Genomic DNA, 4,834 nt, shown 5'->3' with positions numbered 1-4,834 from the left:
AGGGGGCGTACCCCTCGATGTTCGAGCCGGTGCACGGCTCGGCGCCGGACATCGCCGGTCAGGGCATCGCCGACCCGGTCGCCGCCGTGCTCTCCGCCGCGTTGCTGCTGGATCAGCTCGGGCACGCCGAGTCCGCCGCCCGGGTCAACGCGGCGGTCGCCGCCGAGCTGGCCAACCGGGTTCCGGGCGTACCGCTGCGTACCGAAGAGGTCGGCGACCGGCTCGCGGCCCACGCCGTAGCCTGACCGTCCCGGCCCGCCCGGCGACCGGCCCGGCGCCGGTCCGCCCGGTGCCGTCCGTCCGGCCCGACCGGCGCTACCCGCTGAACGACCGTTCGGGGTAGGTTTCTGGCACAACCATCTCGGTGTGCGGTCCCGCATGCCGTTGTTCCGCAGGGAGGTCAGCGCGATGAGCGGTGGTGACAAGCTCGACTTCGAGATCCGTCCGAATGCCGCGCCGGTATCCGCCGCCGATCGGGCCGCCCTCCTGGTCAACCCCGGGTTCGGCCGGGTCTTCACCGACCACATGGTCACCGTCCGCTACGCCGACGGCAAGGGCTGGTACGACGCCCGGGTGGAGGCGCGGGGCCCGATCCCGATGGACCCGGCCAGCGCGGTGCTGCACTACGCGCAGGAGATCTTCGAAGGGCTCAAGGCGTACCGCACGGCCGACGGTGGCGTGACGATGTTCCGGCCGGACGCCAACGCTGCCCGTTTCGCCACCTCCGCGCAGCGGATGGCGATGCCGGTGCTGCCGCCGGAGGTGTTCGTCGACTCGTTGCACAAGCTGATCGAGATCGACCGTGAGTGGATCCCCACCGGCGAGGACGGCAGCCTCTACCTGCGGCCGTTCATGTTCGCCAGCGAGGTCTTCCTCGGCGTCCGCCCGGCCAACGAGTACCTCTACATGGTGATCGCCTCACCGGTCGGGGCGTACTTCAGCGGTGGCGTGAAGCCGGTCACCGTCTGGGTCTCTCCGGACTACACCCGGGCCGCGCCCGGTGGCACCGGCGCGGCCAAGTGCGGCGGCAACTATGCCGCGTCGTTGGCGGCGCAGGCGGAGGCCATCGAGGCCGGCTGCGACCAGGTCGTCTTCCTGGACGCGGTGGAGCGCCGGTTCGTCGACGAACTGGGCGGCATGAACGTCTTCTTCGTCTACGACGACGGCACTGTGGTCACCCCACCGTTGACCGGCACGATCCTGCCGGGCATCACCCGCGACGCCGTCCTCGCGCTGGCCGGCGCGGCCGGGCACCGGGTCGAGGAGCGGCCGGTCAGCTTCGCCGACTGGCAGGCCGACGCCGCCAGCGGTCGCCTGCGGGAGGAGTTCGCCGGCGGCACCGCCGCGGACATCACCCCGATCGGTGGGGTCCGCTTCCCGGACGGTGAGGTCCTGCTCGGTGGTGGCGAGCCCGGCCAGGTCACCATGGCCCTGCGCCAGCAGCTGGTCGCCATCCAGCGGGGCACGGCGGCCGACCCGTACGGCTGGGTGCAGCGGGTCTTCTGACCTCCGTCGCTGTGGCCGGCCCGCCCACCCGGACGGGCCGGCGCAGTCAGCCGTGCCCGACGCCGCCCGGCGCGTCGTCGTCGGCCCAGGCCTGGGCGGGTTCGTCGAGCAGGTGGTCGCGCAGCGCGGCGAGCTGCTCGTCGGTCACCCCGGCGTGGCGCAGGTACGCCTCGACCGAGCCGTGCCCCTCGCGCAGCTCGTTGAGGAAGATCTGCATGGCCTCGGCGGGTGAGCTCAGGAACGGTGCCGGCACGTCAACACCGTCCGGGGTGACGGAGGCCAGCCAGGCGCTGTAGCGGGCCGACGCCGCGCTGCTCAACGCGTAGTCCGCGCTGATGTCCGCGTCGTCGACGCCGAGCACGGCCAGGGTCAACGCGCAGACGATCCCGGTGCGGTCCTTGCCGGCGACGCAGTGCACCACCACCGGGGCGTTGGCGGAGTCGGCGATCAACCCGACCGCCTCGGCCAGCCCGGCGGTGCCGGTCTGGGCCAGGTCGGCGTACCGGTCCGCGAGGTAGCGCGCCAGGCTCGCGCCCTCCTCGTGCGGCGTACCCGCCCAGTCGGCGTGCTCCGGGTGGATGTGCCGGTAGGTCAGACCCTGGTACGCCGGCACCCGACCGTCCCGCTCCACCTCGGTGGGGCGGCGCAGATCGATGACGGTGCGGATCCCGATCGCGGCGAACGCGTCCTGGTCCTGCTCGGTGAGGCGGTGCAGCGAGTCGGAGCGGTAGAGCCGGCCCCGGCGCACGGTCCGGTCGTCGTGGCCGACGTAGCCACCGACGTCGCGGAAGTTGAAGGTGGCGGGGAGCGAGAGCTGGGGGTCGTCCTCGGTGGTGTCCACTGTCACACGGTAACGGCCGGTGGGACATCGCCCCACCGGCCGTCGGGTCGGACCGTCACCGGGCCGTGCCGGGCGGCAGCGCGCCGTACGTCTCGTCGTAGTAGCCACCCAGCTGGTCCCGGTAGCTCGGGTCGCTGTGGCTGCTCTCGTCGTACTCCGGGGCGGCCTTGATCTGGTCCCGGGTCCGGTCGACGGAGACGGTGCGCTGGTCGTGGTCGACCTGGTTGACGGTGCCGGCCGGAAGCATCACCTTCTTGCCGAAGATCCACGGCCCGGTGTCCACTACCAGGTAGCTGCCGCCCACCTCGTGACTGGCGCTGTCGATTTTGCCGATTCCACCGTCGGTGGCCTCGACCTTGTAGCCGACCAGGTCGACGTCGGCCACGCCGGCCTGGTCGCGGTAGCGCCAGGGGTCGAACGTGCCGGCCGGCGCGCCGCCGGGCACCGTGCCCTGGTCACCCCCGCGTAGCGGGTCCGGCCCGGCGTGGGTGGCGTGCGGATCGATCCTGTCCATGCCGTTCACTCCTGACTGTCACCGAGCAACTCATGTCTCCGTCGGAGCTACCCGGCCGTCGGGGGCCGGAAACGGCGTACCAGCTCAGGTCAGCGCGGCCTCGGCGTCCAGGGTGACCGCAGTGGCGTGCACCACGGCGGCGATCCGCAGGGCCTCGTGCACCTGTTCCGGGGTGAAGCCCTTGTCGCGCAGCGTCTTCTCGTGCGAGCGCACGCACACGTCGCAGTCGTTGATGGTCGACACTGCGAGGCACCAGAGCTTGAAGTCGCCCTTGTCCACCCCCGGCCGCGCGACGATCTGCATCCGCAGTCGGGCCGGCATCGAGGTGTACCGCTCGTCGTCGAGGAGGTGCTTGGCCCGGTAGTAGATGTTGGTCATCGCCATGATCGCCGCGGCGCCCTTGGCGGCCTCGACCCCCTCCGGCCCGAGGTGTCCGAGCGCCTCGGCCGCGATCTCCCGCAGCACCACCGGGTTGCGGGCGGCCACCGCAGAGGCCAGCGCGGTGCCCCAGGTCTGCGTCGGGGTCAACGTCGACGCGCCGAGGGTGGAGCCCAGGTTGAGCCTGATGTCCGTGGCGTACGCCGGCAGGGCCGCGGTGAGCGCGTCCAGGCCCATGGTCACACCCCGGCGATCTCCGTCGGGCTGATGGAGGTCTCGTCCATCGGCCCGACGAAGACCAGACGCCACTTGCCCTCGTGGGACGCGTGGTTGATCGTCTTGGACGCGTTGGTGGCGCCCAGCGATACGCAGGCGGTGAGTCCGTGCTCAGGTAAGCGGTCACTGACGGTGAGCACGGGTCCTCCTTGCAACTGGCACGTGGCCAGTTCCAGATGCTTCCGCACCGCTGTTCCTGCCGGTGGGCGCCCTGGTGCCGTGTGAAGCCGATCACGGGCGATGGCTCGAGCTGAACGAACGCTCAGTAATCGTCTCGCCATGTGGATTGTTCCTCCCAAAACCATGGGCGGGGTGGCAGAGTAGCCATCGTGACACGCACCGTCCTGATTATTGCGACCTAGCGCGCCGGCTCTCCCCTCTGCCGAGCGCGCAGACCTCCCGCATCCGCGGGAGGTCTTTTTGTTGCTCCGAGAAAGGATCCTGATGACGTTCCAGGTCTTCGACACCACGTTGCGCGACGGCGCCCAGCGCGAGGGGCTCACCTACTCGGTGGTCGACAAGCTGGCCGTGGCCCGGCTGCTCGACGAGTTCGGCGTCGGCTTCATCGAGGGCGGCTGGCCGGGCGCGGTACCCAAGGACACCGAGTTCTTCCGGCGCGCCCGCACCGAACTGGATCTGCGGCACGCCGTGCTCGTCGCGTTCGGCGCCACCCGCAAGGCCGGCGTCTCCGTCGCCGACGACCCCCAGGTGCGCGCCCTGCTGGACGCGCAGACGACGGCGGTGGCCCTGGTCGCCAAGGCCGACACCCGGCACGTCGAGCGCGCGCTGCGGACCACCGGCGCGGAGAACCTGGCGATGATCCACGACACCGTCGACCACCTCGTCCGCGAGGGCCGCCGGGTCTTCGTCGACGGCGAACACTTCTTCGACGGCTACCGGCACGACCCCGCGTACGGTGCGGCGGTGGTGCAGACCGCGCTCGCCGCCGGCGCCGAGCGGATGGTGCTCTGCGACACCAACGGCGGCATGCTGCCGTCCCAGGTGACCGCCGTGATCCGCGACCTGACCGACCGGCTGGGAATCGACCCCGCGCTGTTCGGCATACACGCCCAGAACGACACCGCCTGCGCCGTGGCCAACACGATCGCCGCCGTGGAGGCGGGCGTCCGCCACGTGCAGGGCACCGCCAACGGGTACGGCGAACGCCCGGGCAACGCCGACATCTTCGCGGTCGTCGCGAACCTTGAACTCAAGCTGGGCATGCCCGTCCTACCGGAGTGCTGCCTGGCACTGATGGTGCGGGTCTCGCACGCCATCGCCGAGATCGCCCACATCGCCCCCGACACCCACCAGGCGTA

6 protein-coding genes and 1 pseudogene are annotated in these 4,834 nt (G+C 71.3%); 3 read left to right on the top strand and 4 right to left on the bottom strand.

Going from position 1 to position 4,834, the window contains the following annotated elements:
- Together KBX53_RS22580 and KBX53_RS22575 are read left to right on the top strand one after the other, a co-directional pair.
- Nucleotides 1-245, top strand: a 245-nt coding sequence (locus KBX53_RS22580; RefSeq protein ID WP_247676054.1) for an isocitrate/isopropylmalate family dehydrogenase, incomplete at its 5' end; no start/stop codon positions are given.
- A 163-nt stretch (nt 246-408) separates the two neighbouring features.
- Complete coding sequence (locus tag KBX53_RS22575) at nt 409-1,506, top strand: branched-chain amino acid aminotransferase (RefSeq protein ID WP_210861491.1); 1,098 nt, start codon at nt 409-411, stop codon at nt 1,504-1,506.
- A gap of 46 nt (nt 1,507-1,552) precedes the next feature.
- On the opposite strand, the gene KBX53_RS22570 is transcribed toward KBX53_RS22575, so the two are convergent.
- From KBX53_RS22570 to KBX53_RS22555, 4 genes are all read right to left on the bottom strand, one after another.
- The gene (locus tag KBX53_RS22570; RefSeq protein ID WP_051708838.1) at nt 1,553-2,347 is read right to left on the bottom strand and encodes a tyrosine-protein phosphatase; all 795 of its coding nucleotides are present in this window, start codon (nt 2,345-2,347) and stop codon (nt 1,553-1,555) included.
- Nucleotides 2,348-2,402: 55 nt separating this feature from the next.
- Nucleotides 2,403-2,861: a hypothetical protein gene (locus tag KBX53_RS22565; RefSeq protein WP_030337245.1), complete on the bottom strand. Its 459-nt coding sequence runs from the start codon at nt 2,859-2,861 to the stop codon at nt 2,403-2,405.
- Between the two features lie 84 nt (nt 2,862-2,945).
- Complete coding sequence (locus KBX53_RS22560; protein WP_210861489.1) at nt 2,946-3,476, bottom strand: carboxymuconolactone decarboxylase family protein; 531 nt, start codon at nt 3,474-3,476, stop codon at nt 2,946-2,948.
- 2 nt (nt 3,477-3,478) lie between these two features.
- A complete protein-coding gene (locus KBX53_RS22555; RefSeq protein ID WP_156057951.1) occupies nt 3,479-3,655 on the bottom strand; it encodes a hypothetical protein in 177 nt (58 codons plus the stop codon).
- A gap of 304 nt (nt 3,656-3,959) precedes the next feature.
- Between KBX53_RS22555 and KBX53_RS22550 the strand changes: the two are divergent.
- A pseudogene (locus KBX53_RS22550) lies at nt 3,960-4,834 on the top strand (citramalate synthase); the annotation flags it as partial.

The organism is Micromonospora sp. M51, assembly GCF_018070305.1.
Lineage (GTDB): Bacteria > Actinomycetota > Actinomycetes > Mycobacteriales > Micromonosporaceae > Micromonospora > Micromonospora parva.
Note: the sequence above shows the minus strand (reverse complement) of the source record. Positions and strands in the feature narration are given on the sequence as shown.

What these genes read in the sequence shown, in the direction of transcription:
- KBX53_RS22575 (WP_210861491.1), top strand. Translation starts at nt 409, where the DNA reads ATGAGCGGTGGTGACAAGCTCGACTTCGAGATCCGTCCGAATGCCGCG.
- KBX53_RS22565 (WP_030337245.1), bottom strand. Translation starts at nt 2,861, where the DNA reads ATGGACAGGATCGATCCGCACGCCACCCACGCCGGGCCGGACCCGCTA.
- KBX53_RS22560 (WP_210861489.1), bottom strand. Translation starts at nt 3,476, where the DNA reads ATGGGCCTGGACGCGCTCACCGCGGCCCTGCCGGCGTACGCCACGGAC.